14 protein-coding genes are annotated in these 14037 nt (G+C 67.3%); 2 read left to right on the forward strand and 12 right to left on the reverse strand.

Features of this window, described 5'->3' with window-relative positions; genetic code table 11:
* Positions 1-39: 39 nt before the first annotated feature.
* The 12 genes from B7R21_RS10270 to B7R21_RS10325 all read right to left on the reverse strand — a co-directional run bounded on the left by B7R21_RS10270 (position 40) and on the right by B7R21_RS10325 (position 11715).
* Positions 40-486, reverse strand: coding sequence for a type II 3-dehydroquinate dehydratase (locus B7R21_RS10270; protein ID WP_116283171.1), 447 nt, complete (start codon positions 484-486; stop codon positions 40-42).
* Positions 483-1598, reverse strand: coding sequence for a 3-dehydroquinate synthase (aroB, locus tag B7R21_RS10275; protein WP_116283172.1), 1116 nt, complete (start codon positions 1596-1598; stop codon positions 483-485). The genes B7R21_RS10270 and aroB overlap by 4 nt, the downstream gene beginning before the upstream one ends.
* Positions 1595-2095: a shikimate kinase gene (locus B7R21_RS10280; protein WP_116283173.1), complete on the reverse strand. Its 501-nt coding sequence runs from the start codon at positions 2093-2095 to the stop codon at positions 1595-1597. The genes aroB and B7R21_RS10280 overlap by 4 nt, the downstream gene beginning before the upstream one ends.
* Positions 2092-3438 (reverse strand): chorismate synthase, encoded by a 1347-nt coding sequence (gene aroC / locus B7R21_RS10285; RefSeq protein ID WP_116283174.1) that lies wholly within the window; start codon positions 3436-3438, stop codon positions 2092-2094. Before aroC ends, B7R21_RS10280 begins: the two co-directional genes overlap by 4 nt.
* Positions 3439-3478: 40 nt before the next feature.
* On the reverse strand, positions 3479-4339 hold the full coding sequence (locus B7R21_RS10290; RefSeq protein WP_116283175.1) for a shikimate dehydrogenase family protein: 861 nt from the start codon (positions 4337-4339) through the stop codon (positions 3479-3481).
* Complete coding sequence (mltG, locus tag B7R21_RS10295) at positions 4336-5388, reverse strand: endolytic transglycosylase MltG (RefSeq protein WP_253259744.1); 1053 nt, start codon at positions 5386-5388, stop codon at positions 4336-4338. The genes B7R21_RS10290 and mltG overlap by 4 nt, the downstream gene beginning before the upstream one ends.
* Before the next feature lie 145 nt (positions 5389-5533).
* Positions 5534-6013, reverse strand: coding sequence for a Holliday junction resolvase RuvX (gene ruvX / locus B7R21_RS10300; protein ID WP_116283176.1), 480 nt, complete (start codon positions 6011-6013; stop codon positions 5534-5536).
* A 67-nt stretch (positions 6014-6080) separates the two neighbouring features.
* Entirely contained in the window at positions 6081-8747 is a 2667-nt protein-coding gene (gene alaS / locus B7R21_RS10305) for an alanine--tRNA ligase (protein WP_116283177.1), read from the reverse strand.
* Positions 8747-8968: a hypothetical protein gene (locus B7R21_RS10310; RefSeq protein WP_116283178.1), complete on the reverse strand. Its 222-nt coding sequence runs from the start codon at positions 8966-8968 to the stop codon at positions 8747-8749. Before B7R21_RS10310 ends, alaS begins: the two co-directional genes overlap by 1 nt.
* Positions 8969-9021: 53 nt before the next feature.
* Positions 9022-9450 (reverse strand): DUF948 domain-containing protein, encoded by a 429-nt coding sequence (locus B7R21_RS10315; RefSeq protein ID WP_116283179.1) that lies wholly within the window; start codon positions 9448-9450, stop codon positions 9022-9024.
* Positions 9451-9563: 113 nt separating this feature from the next.
* A complete protein-coding gene (rpsD, locus tag B7R21_RS10320; RefSeq protein ID WP_172582275.1) occupies positions 9564-10199 on the reverse strand; it encodes a 30S ribosomal protein S4 in 636 nt (211 codons plus the stop codon).
* A gap of 184 nt (positions 10200-10383) precedes the next feature.
* Entirely contained in the window at positions 10384-11715 is a 1332-nt protein-coding gene (locus tag B7R21_RS10325) for a replication-associated recombination protein A (protein ID WP_116283181.1), read from the reverse strand.
* A gap of 155 nt (positions 11716-11870) precedes the next feature.
* On the opposite strand from B7R21_RS10325, the gene B7R21_RS10330 reads away from it, so the two are divergent.
* Together B7R21_RS10330 and B7R21_RS10335 are read left to right on the forward strand one after the other, a co-directional pair.
* Complete coding sequence (locus tag B7R21_RS10330) at positions 11871-12674, forward strand: peptidylprolyl isomerase (RefSeq protein ID WP_116283182.1); 804 nt, start codon at positions 11871-11873, stop codon at positions 12672-12674.
* A gap of 13 nt (positions 12675-12687) precedes the next feature.
* Positions 12688-13914 carry a DUF349 domain-containing protein gene (locus B7R21_RS10335; RefSeq protein ID WP_116283183.1) on the forward strand — a complete coding sequence of 409 codons (1227 nt, stop codon included), beginning with the start codon at positions 12688-12690 and terminating at the stop codon, positions 13912-13914.
* Positions 13915-14037 lie beyond the last annotated feature (123 nt).

A 14037-nucleotide genomic window follows, 5' to 3' on the forward strand; every position in this document is an offset into this window, starting at 1 on the left:
TGCGGGTGGAACACTGAAGCGGGCCCGTCCGGCCCGACATCACAGTGTAGTCGAGATGCGGGAGAGCTGTTCGAGGGCCAGCCGGTAGCCGTCGAAGCCGAATCCCGCGATGACACCGGTCGCCACAGCGGAGATGACGCTGGTGTGCCGGAACGTCTCACGCGCGTGCGGGTTCGAGATGTGCACCTCGATCAGCGCCAGGCCCGCTCGGGTCACGAGTGCGGCCGCGTCCCGGAGCCCGTAGGAGTAGTGCGTGAAGGCGGCGGGGTTCAGGATGACGGGGGTGCGCTCATCCACCGCAGAGTGCAGCCAGCCGATCAGCTCCGATTCGTCGTCGGTCTGGCGCACCTCGACGTCGTACCCCTCGGGGGCGTTGGTCAGGAGCAACTGCCGGAGGGCATCCAGATCCTGGTGGCCGTAGACGTCGGGCTCGCGGCTGCCGAGCCTGCCGAGGTTTGGACCGTTCAGCACGAGCACCCGGGTCATGACCCGATCTCCTGGTACGCGGCGAACAGCAGCGCCGTCTCCGGACCCTGCAACACGGTCGGTTTCGCGATGTCGTCGAGCACGATGAACCGCAGCATGCTGCCGCGCGCCTTCTTGTCGCGCTGCATCGCCGCGAGCAGGGTGTTCCAGCGGCCGACCGGGTAACTGGTCGGCAGCGTCAGCAGTTCGAGCACGCGGCGGTGACGGTCGACCGCCTCGTCGGAGAGCGAGCCGGTGAGCCGCCCGAGCTCGGCGGCGAAGACCATGCCGACGGCGACTGCGGCCCCGTGCCGCCACTGGTAGCGCTCGGTGTGCTCGATCGCGTGACCGAGGGTGTGGCCGTAGTTGAGGATCTCGCGGAGGCCCGACTCCCTGAAGTCTTCGCCGACGACCCTGGCCTTCAGTCCGATGGCGAGCTCGACGAGCCGGCGGAATTCGGGCGAGGCCGGGTCGGTGGCGACATCCACATCGCGTTCGATGATGTCGAGGATCTCCGGCTCGGCGATGAAGCCGGCCTTGGCGACCTCGGCGAATCCGGCGAGCAGATCGTTCCGCGGCAGGCTGGCCAGCGTGTCGAGATCGGCGAGCACGGCTGTCGGAGCGTAGAAGGCGCCGACGAGGTTCTTGCCCTCAGCGGTGTTGATGCCGGTCTTGCCGCCGAGGGCCGCATCGACCATTCCGAGGAGGGTCGTGGGAGCCTGGATGAGCTGCACTCCGCGCAGCCACGTCGCGGCGACGAAGCCCGCGAGGTCGGTGGTCGCTCCCCCACCGAAGCCCACGATGGCGTCGGAGCGCGTGAAGTCGGCCTGCCCGAGGATCTGCCAGAGGAACGACGCGACCTCGACCCGTTTGGCGCCCTCGCCGTCGGGAATCTCGGCGAGCAGCACCTCGAAGTCGGTCTTCAGCCCATCGCGAAGCACCCCGGCCCAGTCCGCCAGTTGCGGTGCATGCACGATGAGGATCTTCCGCACACCGGGCGCGAGCGACGCTCCGAGCCCTGCGAGAACCCCGCGCCCGACGATCACGTCGTAGGGCTGGTCGCCCGGAACGGTGATGGTGGTGGGGGCGTCTCTGTCTGTGTTGTCTCTGTCTGTGTTGGTCTCGGTGCTCATACGTGCTCTCCCAGTCGGGTGCGGATCCAGGCGGCGACGTCTTCGGCGATGTCGTCGGCCCGGTGGTGCGAGGTGTCGACGGTGAAGTCGGCGAGTTCGTCGTAGAGCTCCCGCCGGGCATCCACCACCTTCTGCCAGGCTGCCACGTCGGGAACGAGGGGGCGCTTGGAGTTGCCGAGCCGCGCTTCGACGGCCTCGGCGGTGCAGGTGAAGAGTACAACGAGGCAGCCGTCGAGATCGTGCTGGGTGGCAGGGTTCAGCACGGCTCCGCCACCGAACGAGACGATGCCGCCGCCTTTCAGCGCCTGCACGACCTCCGCCCGTTCGATCTCGCGGAACCGCGGCTCGCCCTCGGTCTCGAAGATCGCTGCGATCGGCCCGTGCTGGGCCTGGATCTGCTTGTCGGTGTCGGTGAACGTCATCTCGAGCAGCTTTGCGACACGGCGGCCGATGCGGGTCTTCCCGGCGGCCGGCGGGCCGATGATGACGACGGTCACCGGATGCCCGCTGGGCCGTCGTGCGTGGGGCCTTCGGGCGCGGGCTCTTTGGCTGGCAGGCCCACATCGAATCCGTCCCGCACCGGCGCTCTGCTCGTGCCGTCGTTTCGCACCGCGGGGGTCTCATCGCTTCGCACCGGCGCCTCGACCGCCTCGTGCCCGCTTCGGAGCGCCGCGGGGATCGCCGCGAGGTAGCCATCCAGGTTCCGCTTCGTCTCCCGCACCGAATCGCCGCCGAACTTCTCCTGAACCGCATTCGCGAGCACGAGCGCGACCATCGCCTCCGCCACGACACCGGCCGCCGGAACCGCACACACGTCGGAGCGCTGGTGGTTCGCCGCTGCCGCTTCGCCGGTGGCGACATCCACCGTGCGGAGGGAGTGCGGCACGGTCGCGATGGGCTTCATACCGGCGCGCACGCGCAACACGGTACCGGTGCTCATACCGCCCTCTGTGCCGCCGGCCCTGTCGCTGGAGCGGCCGATCTCGCCGTCGACCTCGAAGAGTTCGTCGTGCGCCTGGGAGCCGCGGCGGGTCGTCGTGAGGAACCCGTCACCCACCTCGACACCCTTGATGGCCTGGATGCCCATCAGCGCAGCGGCGAGCTGCGAGTCGAGCCGCCTGTCCCAGTGCACGTGGGAGCCGAGCCCGGGCGGCAGTCCGTAGGCCAGAACCTCGACGACACCGCCGAGGGTGTCGCCCTCCTTGTGGGCGTCGTCGACCTCGGCCACCATCAGGGCGGAGGTGTCCGGGTCGAAGCAGCGGAGTGGATCGGCGTCGAGCGTGTCGACATCGCTCGGCCGTGGCAGGCGCGAGCCTTCGGGCACCCGCACCGGCCCGATCGAGAGGGTGTGGCTGACCAGGGTGATCCCCAGCTCGGCGAGGAAGCTGCGGGCCACGGCACCGAGGGCTACCCGGGCGGCGGTCTCGCGGGCGCTTGCGCGCTCGAGGATCGGGCGGGCCTCCTCGAACCCGTACTTCTGCATGCCGACGAGGTCGGCGTGGCCGGGCCGGGGGCGGGTGAGCGGGGCTCCGCGGCCCGTCGACTTCGCCTCGCCGTCGAGGGGTGCTGCTCCCATCACCTCTGTCCACTTCGGCCACTCGGTGTTGCCGACCCGGATGGCGACGGGGCTGCCGAGGGTGAATCCGTGCACGATGCCGCCCGAGAGCGACACCTCGTCCTGTTCGAACTTCATGCGCGCACCCCGGCCGTAGCCGAGTTTCCGGCGCGCCAGATCGGTTTGGATGTTTTCGACGGAAACGGGGATTCCAGACGGCAGACCCTCAAGGATGGCGATGAGTTCGGGGCCGTGGGATTCTCCGGCTGTGAGCCAACGGAGCATGCTGAAATCCTCCCACAGGATTTCGGTCGCCGCGTCGCGGTCAGGCGGGCAGGCCCACAGCCTCGAACATCGCGGCGAGTACGGCCGGCTCGTTCTCGAGTACAAGCTCGGGGTCGCCTCCGACGAAGACGCGCACCTGCGCGAGGGCCTGGTGCACCAGCATCCGGAGACCGGAGACGACCTCGCCGCCGCCGGCCGCCCACTGCCGGCCGAGGAGGCTGGGCCAGGGCGCGTAGGCGACATCGAGCAGCACCGACCCTGCTTCGGGCATCACGCGGGCGACGTCGACCGAGGTCAGCGCGCCTCCGGGCAGAGTGCTGATGGCGACTGCAGCGCTTGTTCGGGCGAGCCCCTCGGAGAGCGGGATGATCGTGGTGGCCACCCCGGATTCGTGGGCCGTCTGCACGACGGACTCGGCGCGGGCGGCGTTCCGCACGGCGACGGTGATGTGCTGGGCGCCGAGGCTCGCGGCAGCGACGACGGCGGAGCGAGCCGTGGCTCCGGCCCCCAGTAACAGCACGTCCCGGGCGTCGCGCACTCCCCCGTCGGCCAAGGCGTTGACGATGCCGGCGACATCCGTATTGAACCCGTCGATCCTCCGGCTGCCGGCGTGATCGGTGAACAGCACGGTGTTGGTCGCCTGCGCCAGCGTGGTCAGTCTGTCTGCCGAGTCGAGCAGCGGGAGCACCTCCTCCTTGAGCGGCATCGTCAGCGAGAGCCCGCGCCAGACGGGCGAAAGGCTGTCGACGAAGGCTCGGAGCCCCCCCGATTCCACTTCGGCAGATCCGTATTCCGCGTCGAAACCGAGCACCCGGTAGGCCGCCGCGTGCAGGGCCGGCGACTGGGAGTGCGCGATGGGCGAACCGAGAACGGCGAGGCGGGGTCGCCCCTGCCCGGTCATCCCCCCGCGCCGGGGTTGGCTGCCGACCAGGCCTGGTACTGGGCGACGGCCTTCAGGTGATCGTCGTAGGAGGTGGAGAACACGGTCTCACCGGTGTCGAGATTGATGGTGACGAAGTAGAGCCACGTGCCGTCGGCGGGGTGCATGGCCGCGTCGATGGCGGTGTCCCCGGGATTCGAGATGGGGCCGACCGGGAGCCCGGTGTGCACGTAGGTGTTGTACGGGTTCGACTCGTCGTTCCGTTCGGCATCCGTCGTGTCCACACGCTTCTCGCCGGTGCCGTAGGCCACCGTCGCGTCCGACTGGAGTGGCATGTCGTCGGCGATGCGGTTCGTGAACACCCGCGAGACCTTGTAGAAGTCCGGCTCCAGCCGGGCCTCCTTCTGGATGACCGAGGCCAGCGTCAGCACCTTCTCCCGGTCGGCCACCGGCACACCGGCGGTATCGAGGGACTGGAAGGTGCGATCGACCATCGTCTTCAGCAGATCCTTCGCGGACGTGTTCGGCTCGAACGTGTACGTCGCCGGGAAGAGGTACCCCTCGATGTTCGGCGCCGACGCGTCGATGCCGAACTGGGTGAAGTTGGCGGCCTCCGCCTGAAGATCGGTGAGCGGCACTCCCGTGTCGGTGGAGAGGGTCGTGAGCACCTCGGCCGCGAGCGTGCCCTCAGGGATGACCACCTGGTTGGTCACGTGGTTCGCCGGGTCTTCGAGCGCCGTCAGCGCGGACTGCGCGCTCATCTGTTTCGAGAGCGTGTAGGTGCCGGGCTGGAAGACCACGTCGGGCTGGGTGAGGAGGAGCTTGTAGAAGATCGCCGATGACCCGACGATTCCCTGGGCAGCCAGATTGTCGCCGATCATCGAGCCGTCATCGCCGGAGTTGATGACGAAGTCGACCTTCTCCCCTGTTCCCGTGCCGGTGAAGTCGGCTGCAGTACTCGAACCGCCGAAGATCTTCTGGATTCCCGGAACCAGCGGCGGGATGACCGCGCTGGCCGCAGCGGCCAGGCCGCCCACCAGCACCAGCGTGACGACGACAGTGACGATCACGCGGGCAGGACGCCGTCGGCGAGGCCCGCCGGGGCGACTCGCCCTACTGGTCTGCTGGTGTTCCCGTCGCGCCCCCCGCCGACTGTCGCTCGGAGGCGACTCTCGAAAGAATTCGGCGAAGGGGTGGTTCTCGGGTGGCTGGGGGTCAGTCACTGTGTGGTCCTTGGTTCGGGTCGACCGGGAGCCCTGGGAGGTTACCCGTGGAGCGCTCGACGTCGAGGGCATGTTGCAGAAGTATAACGGCGGCTACTTGATCGATCACTGGGCGTGAGTTCTTCGTGTTCTTGCCCGAGCGGTGAAGAGCAGCTTGGGCTGAAACAGTCGTCAGGCGTTCGTCGATCATCCGAACCGGATGTGAGGCCGCCCGGGCGAGCTCCAGTGCAAACGCGGAGGCATCATCGGTGGACGGCGTACGGCCACCCGACATCGAGAGCGGTAACCCCACGATGAACTCGGTGGCGTCGATCTCCGTGGCGATGGCGAGGATCCGCTCGATGTCCGCTCTGCCGGAACTCGAACGTGCCACCGTCTCGACCGGGGTCGCGAGGATGCCGTGCAGGTCGGATCGCGCAACGCCGACCCTGGCCTTGCCGACGTCGATGCCGACTCGTACTCCCTGCCTCACGAGAGACCCCCGGGCGACGGCAGGAACGCCGCCGCCCGCACCCGCTGGAGCCGGCCCACGGGAGGAGTCACGCTCGCCCGTCGACCACGGCGGAACGAATCGCAGTCAGGGCATCGTCGATGGCCGAGACATTCGTTCCACCGCCCTGCGCGAGGTCGTCCTTGCCGCCGCCTCCGCCGCCGAGCACGCCTGCGGCGAGCTTGGCCAGGGCGCCGGCACGAAGAGAGACGGCGCGTGCAGCATCGTTCGTCGCGGCGATGACCACCGGCTTCTCAGCGACGCTGGCGGCCAGTGCGACCACGCCGGGCGCGCTGCCGAGCCGTTCGCGAACAGCCGTGACGAGCATCCGCAGGTCGTCGCTCGAACGGAGCTCCCCGACGTTCGCACTGACGAGGGAGACGGTACCGAGCCGTTCGGCGGAGTCCACCAGGGCGGGCACCCGTGACGACAGTGCGCTCGTCTCGTAGGCGGCGATCTTCTTCTCGGCCGACTTGAGGTTGGCCACGAGATCGGCGATGCGGTTCGTGAGCTCGTCGCGGGGTGCCTTCAGCGACGACGTCAACTGCGACACGATCGCCCGCTCGGTGGCGAACTCCCGGAACGCGTCGGCACCGACGAGGGATTCCACCCGGCGGTTCGTCGAGCCGATGGACGATTCGCCCAGCAGGTTGATGAGCCCGATCTCCGAGGTGTGCACGACGTGGGTGCCGCCGCAGAGTTCTCTCGACCACGGGCCGCCGATCTCGACCATCCGCACGACGTCACCGTACTTCTCACCGAACAGGGCCATGGCGCCGAGCGCCTTTGCGTCGTCGACGGCCATCTCGCGGGTGACCACGCCGAAATCCGCCCGGACGGCCGTGTTCGAGATCTCCTCGATCTCCGACTTCGTCGCGGCCGAGAGCGGCTGGCTCCAGGTGAAGTCGAGGCGGAGATACCCGGCCTTGTTGTACGACCCTGACTGGTGAGCGGTCGATCCGAGGATCTCCCGCAGTGCCGCATGCACGATGTGGGTGGCCGAGTGCGCCTGCGTCGCACCCTTCCGCCAGTCGCTGTCGACCACGCTGCGTGCAATGTCGCCCACGGCGACCTGCCCACTCACGACCCGGGAACGGTGGCTGATGAGGCCCTTCACGGGCTTCTGCACATCCAGCACCTCGAGAACGAAGCCGTCGCCGACGATGGTTCCGGAGTCTGCTTCCTGGCCGCCCGATTCGGCGTAGAGGCTCGTCTCGGCCAGGATGACCTCGACGAGCTCTCCCGACACCGCGGTGTTCACCGACTGGGCGTCGATGATCAGGCCGAGCACCCGCGACTCGGTCTCCAGCTCGGTGTAGCCGGTGAAGACGGTCTCACCCTGTGCCCGGAAGGCAGCGAAGGCGCTGAGGTCGGCGTTGCCGAGCTTCTTAGACTTCGCGTCGGCCTTCGCCCGCTGCTTCTGCTCGGTCATCAGGCGTTCGAAGGCCGTGCGATCGACAGAGAGGCCGGCCTCCTCAGCGATCTCCACCGTCAGGTCGATGGGGAAACCGTAGGTGTCGTGCAGCTGGAAGGCCGTGTCGCCGGCGAGAGCCGGGGCGCCCTTCTCCTTCGTCTTCAGAACAGCGAGATCGAGGATGGTCATGCCGCCGGTGAGCGTGCGGAGGAAGGCCTCCTCTTCTGCGTAGGCCGTGCGGGAGATGCGCTCGTAGTCCGCCGAGACCTCCGGATAGGCGGTCGACATCGCGTCGCGCGAGGCGGGGAAGAGCTCGGGGAACGTCGACCGGTCGACGCCCAGCAGACGCATGCTGCGAACGGTGCGCCGGAGCAGGCGCCGGAGCACGTAGCCACGCCCCTCGTTCGACGGGGTCACGCCGTCTGACATCAGCATCAGCGCCGAGCGCACGTGGTCTGCAACGACCCGCATGCGCACGTCGTCTTCGTGGTCGGCGCCGTAGCGGCGACCGGAGAGTTCGGCGGCCCGGTCGAGCACCGGCCTCACCTGGTCGATCTCGTAGAGGTTCTCGACGTTCTGCTTGATGAACGCCACTCGCTCGAGGCCCATCCCCGTGTCGATGTTCTTGCGGGGCAATTCGCCCAGGATGTCGAAGTCGACCTTGGACTTCACGTTCCCGATGAGGTACTGCATGAACACGAGGTTCCAGATCTCGATGTAGCGGTTCTCATCGGCGATCGGCCCACCCTCTGCGCCATAGGCGGGCCCTCGGTCGAAGTAGATCTCCGAGCAGGGTCCGGCCGGCCCCGGCTGGCCTGTGGACCAGTAGTTGTCTTCTTTGCCGAGGCGCTGGATGCGATGGTCGGGAAGGCCGGCCGTCTTCTTCCACATGCCGATCGCCTCATCGTCGTCTTCGTAGACGGTGACCCAGAGGTCCTTCTCGGCGAACCCGAGCCCGCCGTCGGCCTCGCTCGAGGTCAGCAGCTCCCAGGCGTATTCGATGGCGGTCTCCTTGAAGTAGTCGCCGAACGAGAAGTTGCCGTTCATCTGGAAGAACGTGCCGTGCCGGGTCGTCTTGCCGACCTCTTCGATGTCGAGGGTACGGATGCACTTCTGCACACTCGTCGCGCGCGGGAACGGCGCCGGCACGAGCCCCGACATGTACGGGATGAACGGAACCATCCCCGCGACGGTGAACAGGAGAGTGGGATCGTCGCTCACCAGGGACGCGGAGGGAACGACGGTGTGGCCGCGGTCGCCGAAGAACTCGAGCCAGCGACGGCGGATGTCTGCGGTCTGCACTACTTCTGTGCAGCCTTCTTCACGGCGTCGCCCGCGTCACCGATGGCGGAACGCAGTTCGTTCTCACGCTCGTGGTAACCGTCGGCCAGCGCCTCGGAGAAGTCCTTGATCTTGGCGTCCAGCTCGGCGAAGAACCTCTTGCCCTGGGCCGTCTGGTTGAGCTGGTGGGCTGCCACGACACCGACGGTGATTCCGGCTGCAAACCACAGGACTTTCTTCAAGGCGGGCTCCTTCTTGGGGGTTGGTTTTCGAACTCCGGCCAGTTTAGTGGCTCTCAGTAGTCCGATTTACGGGCGCGGCGACCGGTGGATTTCTTCTTCGACTTCGCCTGTGTGGACGAGGAGTCATCCGCAAGCTCGCGGCCGCCCCGGATGGCCGCACGCACCGCGGCGCTGAATCCGGCGATCTTGATGAGGGGGCCTCCGACGGAGGCGGCGAAGAGCGCGACCAGCGAGTTCACGTTGCCGGTCACCTCTGCGACGTTCGATGTGATCGAGTCGACCCGTGCCAGCTGCTTGTTCGCTTCCTGCACCGTGACCGTCGTCTCCTCGAGGATCGGCGTGATCCCCTTGCTGACATCCCTGATCGCCAGAGTGGTCTCGTCGAACACCTTGCCGAGCTTGATGAGCGGAAGAGCGAGGAACACGACCAGCACCGCAAAAACTCCCGCGGCGATCAGCCCGGCGATGTCTCCACCAGACATGTGGACACTCCTTACAACTCGGTGTGCACCAGCAGGTCAGCTGGGCAGGATACGAAAAAGGCGGCCCACCCTGAGGTGGACCGCCCTAAGCGTATCTGTAACGAACGAGGGAACTAGCGAGCCGCGTAGTACTCGACGACCAGCTGCACTTCACAGGTCACGGGAACCTCGGCGCGACGCGGGCGACGCTCGAGACGGGCCTGGAGCTTGTCGATCTCGACCGACAGGTAGCCCGGAACCTTGGGCAGAACGTCGACGTGGCCACCGGCAGCTGCGACCTGGAACGGAGGCAGGGCCTCTGAACGGGCGTGCACGTGGATCATCTGTCCCGGCTTGACGCGGAACGACGGGCGGTCAACCCGGGCGCCGTCGACGAGGATGTGGCGGTGCACGATCAGCTGGCGGGCCTGTGCGGTCGTGCGGGCGAAACCGGCACGGAGTACGAGAGCGTCGAGACGCATCTCGAGCAGCTCGACCAGGTTCTCACCGGTCAGGCCGCTGCCGCGACGGGCCTCCTGGAAGGCGATCTTGAGCTGGGCCTCGCGGATGCCGTACTGGGCACGCAGGCGCTGCTTCTCGCGGAGGCGCACCGCGTAGTCGGAGTCGGTCTTGCGCTTGGTGCGGCCGTGCTCACCCGGAGCGTAGGGACGCTTCTCCAGGTACTTGGCGGCCTTCGGGGTCAGCGGAATGCCGAGGGCCCGGGAAAGGCGGGTCTTGCTGCGGGTACGTGACTTGGTAGACACAAACATCCTTCAAATAAAGTGGTGAAAGGTATGACCCGTGAATACATGGGTACTCACGGAAATCGAGGGATGGGCCGGATGATTCGGCTACAGAATTCATCGTTCCTGATCGGGGTCTCTCGCAGCCGCGCTAAAGACACCCAAAAGTAGGCCTCGAGAAGATTACCACAGGAGACACCCGAACCACGGCTCAACCCCGCGTGATCCTGCGGATCTTCTCCAGCCGTGCTGCGACGTCCCGCTCGTTACCGTGCTCGGTCGGCCGGTAGTACTCCGTGCTCTTCAGTTCATCGGGCAGGTACTGCTGCGCCACCACGCCGAGATCGCTGTCGTGCGGGTATGCGTAGCCCTTGCCGTGACCGAGCCGTTTCGCACCCGGATAGTGCGCATCCCGGAGCGGCTTCGGAACACGCCCGATCTTTCCGGCGCGCACGTCGGCTATCGCCTTGTCGATGGCGAGGTACGACGCGTTCGACTTGGGCGCCGTCGCCAGGTACACGACCGCCTCGGCCAGCGGGATGCGCCCCTCCGGCATGCCGATGAACTGCACGGCATCGGCGGCTGCGGTCGCGATGACGAGCGCCTGCGGATCGGCCATACCGATGTCTTCGGCCGCGGAGATGATGATGCGGCGGGCAATGAATCGCGGATCCTCACCCGCCTCGATCATGCGCGCCAGGTAGTGGATCGCCGCATCGACATCCGACCCTCGCACCGACTTGATGAACGCACTGATCACGTCGTAGTGCTCATCGCCGTTGCGGTCGTACCGAAGGAGCGCGCGGTCCACGGCCTGGGCCACGGTCTCGTCGGTGATCTGGGGAACCGGGTCGGCATCGCCACCGGCCAGCGCACTGGTGCCCGCGGCCTCCAGCGCCGTCAGTGCCCGCCGGGCGTCTCCCGACGCGAGGCGGATGATCGTGGCCCGGCCCTCGGGCGTCAGCGTGACGCGCCCGGCCAGGCCCCGGGCATCCACCACCGCACGGTCGACCAGCAGGCCGAGGTCGTCGTCGCTCAGCGGCTCGAGGGTGAGCAGGAGGGAGCGGGAGAGCAGGGGTGAGATGACAGAGAACGACGGGTTCTCGGTCGTTGCGGCCACCAGGATGACCCAGCCGTTCTCGACTCCGGGAAGCAGAGCATCCTGCTGGGCCTTGGTGAAACGGTGGATCTCGTCGAGGAAGAGCACGGTCGACACTCCGTAGAGGTCGCGGCTGGTGAAGGCCTCCTCCATCACCTGGCGCACGTCCCGCACCCCAGCCGTCACCGCCGACAACTCGACGAACTTGCGGTTGGAACTGTGCGCGATGGCCTGCGCCAGGGTGGTCTTGCCCGTGCCGGGCGGCCCCCAGAGGATGATCGACACCGATCCCTGGGCACCGCCGGAGTCGGAGGCGAGGTTCACCAGCGGCGAACCCGGGCGGAGGAGGTGCTTCTGGCCGGCCACTTCGTCGAGGCTTCGCGGGCGCATTCGCACCGCGAGAGGGACGGCTCCCGAATGGAGCCCCTGCTGTGTCGAGACCATGGCTTCAGGGTAGCCCGACCCACCGACAGGGCTGCTGCGCAGGGACTGCACGGGCTGCTCCGCAGGGAGCTTTTGAGCTGAGGGCCGGATTCACCGTAAAGTTCTCGGGGGGTCCGTCGCTTGTCAGCGCCGGAACAGTCGTTGACGGAGGATTCGTGGCACCGAGCAATTCTGATCGTGAAGCACGCGAGTCCAAGCAGCGACTCCGCAACTACCAGGCACGACAGAGGGTGCACGCGTCGCAGGTGACCCGTCGGAAGCGTGACAACCTCGTCTCGGTGATCGTCGTGCTCGTCGTGGTCATCGTCGCCATCGTCGTGCAGGTCTTCTACTTCTCCGGTGGCCCGGGTACACCCCAGCCGTCGCCGTCCGCATCCGCCACTGCCGAACCGACAGCCTCACCCTCGGCGACGCCGAGTTCCACCGAGAACACCGGCGATGTGCCGCCGAAATCCGTGGCCGAGGGCCGGGACTGGACAGGCACCCTCACGATCAACGACATCCCCCTGGCCATCGGCCTGGACGGTGTGGCAGCCCCCCAGGCCGTCTCGTCGTTCATCTCCCTGGTCCAGGCCGGGTTCTACACCGGGCTCACCTGCCATCGTCTGACGACGACGGGCATCTTCGTGTTGCAGTGCGGTGACCCGAAGGGCGACGGAACGGGTGGTCCCGGCTACTCGTACGGCCCGGTGGAGAATGCTCCGGCCGACAACGTCTACCCGGCAGGCACGCTCGCCATGGCGCGACAGGGCGACAACGGCTACAGCAACGGCAGCCAGTTCTTCATCGTCTATGCCGACTCCACCATCCCCTCCGACACCGCGGGCGGCTACACCGTGCTCGGCCAGGTCACCAGCGGACTCGACCAGCTCCAGAGCGGAGTCATCGCCGCCGGCGTCACGAGCGGCACGGAGACCCCCGCTGTTCCTGCCACCATCACGAACGTCACCGTGCAGTAGGGTGAATTTCGTGATGAGTAGTGACCAACAGCCCTGGGGCCGTGTCGATGAAACCGGAACGGTCTACCTTCGCGAGCCTGAAGGAGAACGGGTCGTCGGCCAGTTTCCCGACGGTTCGCCCGAGGAGGCGCTCGCCTATTTCGAGCGCAAGTACACCGATCTCGCCGGCCAGGTGACGCTGCTCGAGCAGCGGGTCAAACGCGGAGCGTCGGCCTCCGACGTCAGCAAGGCTGTCTCGTCACTGTCGAAGGCCATCGAGACCGCGAACGCGATCGGTGACCTCGCGTCGCTGAAGCGCCGGGTGGATGCCCTCACCGAGGTCGTGTCGTCGCTCACCGAGAAGCAGAACGAAGAGTCGAAGGCCCAGCTCACCGACGCGATCGCCGAGCGAACCGCCATCGTCGAAGAGGTCGAGGCACTCGCGGCCGAAGACCCCGCGAAGGCACAGTGGAAGCAGGTCACGGCCCGCCTCGACGACATGTTCGCGCGCTGGCAGAAGCACCAGCAGGACGGACCGCGTCTGCCCCGCACCGAAGCGGGCGAGCTGTGGAAGCGATTCCGGGATGCCCGCACCATCGTCGAGGGCCACCGCAAGGCGTTCTTCGCAGAGCTCGACAGCACCCACCGTGATGCCCGTGCGAAGAAGCAACAGCTGGTCGAGCGCGCTGAGGCGCTCATTCCCCAGGGCGCCGACGGCGTGAACGCCTATCGCGACCTCCTCACGGAATGGAAGAACGCGGGGCGTGCGGGCAAGCGCGTCGACGACACCCTCTGGGAGAAGTTCAAGGCGGCCGGTGACCTCATCTACGCTGCCCGCACCGAGATCGTTGCAAAAGACGACGAGGAGTTCGCCGGCAACCTCACGCTGAAACTCGAACTGCTGACGGAGGCCGAACCTCTGCTCACCGAGACCGACCGGGCCGTTGCGCGTGAGCGCCTCACCTCGATCCAGCGCCGGTGGGACGAGATCGGCAAGGTTCCCCGCGATTCGGTCAAGGCCGTCGACGAACGCCTCCGCAAGGTCGAGGCTGCCGTTCGCAAGCTCGATGACGACTTCTGGCAGAAGAACAACCCTGAGAAGAAGGCCCGTGCCGAGGGTCTGGCCGGCCAGCTGACCGACGCGATCGCCAAGCTGCAGGCCGAGATAGATGCGGCGAAGGCTGCCGGCAACGCCGCGAAGGTGGCCGAGCTGCAAGAGGCTCTGGATGCCCGGAAGGTCTGGCTCGACGCCCTGGGCTGATCCACCGGCTGGTCCTCCACAGCTCAGTCCTCCGTCGCCCGGTCCTCCACAGCTCAGTCCTCCGACGCCGGTCCTCCACAGTCCTGTCGGTCACGGGGTTCTCCACAGATCCGTGTTCTGGAA

This window comes from Subtercola boreus (genome assembly GCF_003399625.1).
GTDB classification, from domain to species: Bacteria; Actinomycetota; Actinomycetes; order Actinomycetales; family Microbacteriaceae; genus Subtercola; species Subtercola boreus_C.

What these genes read in the sequence shown, in the direction of transcription:
- B7R21_RS10325 (WP_116283181.1), bottom strand. Translation starts at nt 11,715, where the DNA reads ATGGTCTCGACACAGCAGGGGCTCCATTCGGGAGCCGTCCCTCTCGCG.
- aroB (WP_116283172.1), bottom strand. Translation starts at nt 1,598, where the DNA reads ATGAGCACCGAGACCAACACAGACAGAGACAACACAGACAGAGACGCC.
- B7R21_RS10290 (WP_116283175.1), bottom strand. Translation starts at nt 4,339, where the DNA reads ATGACCGGGCAGGGGCGACCCCGCCTCGCCGTTCTCGGTTCGCCCATC.
- B7R21_RS10270 (WP_116283171.1), bottom strand. Translation starts at nt 486, where the DNA reads ATGACCCGGGTGCTCGTGCTGAACGGTCCAAACCTCGGCAGGCTCGGC.
- B7R21_RS10335 (WP_116283183.1), top strand. Translation starts at nt 12,688, where the DNA reads ATGAGTAGTGACCAACAGCCCTGGGGCCGTGTCGATGAAACCGGAACG.
- rpsD (WP_172582275.1), bottom strand. Translation starts at nt 10,199, where the DNA reads ATGTTTGTGTCTACCAAGTCACGTACCCGCAGCAAGACCCGCCTTTCC.
- aroC (WP_116283174.1), bottom strand. Translation starts at nt 3,438, where the DNA reads ATGCTCCGTTGGCTCACAGCCGGAGAATCCCACGGCCCCGAACTCATC.
- B7R21_RS10315 (WP_116283179.1), bottom strand. Translation starts at nt 9,450, where the DNA reads ATGTCTGGTGGAGACATCGCCGGGCTGATCGCCGCGGGAGTTTTTGCG.